Consider the following 455-nt stretch of genomic DNA (forward strand, 5'->3'; position numbering starts at 1 on the left):
CGGCTCACAGTGGACTTTCGCCACCAAGTTAGCGCCCATGCCGGGCGCACTACAAATAGAGACGGCAGCTCATTTGAGTCACCGTCTCTATTTATATTTTGTAAAATTTTTTTATTTGTAGAAGTAGTAGTCATCTTCATTGATAGGATCAGAATCATCCGTATCATCTGAATTGATAGTCGTTTCATGATAGTTAGTAGTTTTTAAAATAATTGGCGGAATTCCCATGACTTTAGTCGTGGGATGGATAGCCTATTTTTTTGTGATTTTCGATTGCTACAAGAACGTAAGTTCGTATACACTGATGTCATAAAGGTGGTGAAGGGTTTGAAACCTATGGCAGAACTTGAATATCATTATGGCATCAAGATGAGAATTTATCCAAATAATAAACAAAAGGAAATTATCAAGGTAAATTCCAATATCAGTAGGACTGTCTATAACAAACTGGTCGG

General features: G+C 37.1%; 1 protein-coding gene. It reads left to right on the forward strand.

The window, feature by feature from the left end:
* Positions 1 to 327: 327 nt before the first annotated feature.
* A partial coding sequence (locus FD29_RS11285) for a helix-turn-helix domain-containing protein (RefSeq protein ID WP_157049393.1) occupies positions 328 to 455 on the forward strand: 128 nt, incomplete at its 3' end.

The sequence above is a fragment of the Companilactobacillus mindensis DSM 14500 genome, assembly GCF_001434275.1.
GTDB lineage: Bacteria > Bacillota > Bacilli > Lactobacillales > Lactobacillaceae > Companilactobacillus > Companilactobacillus mindensis.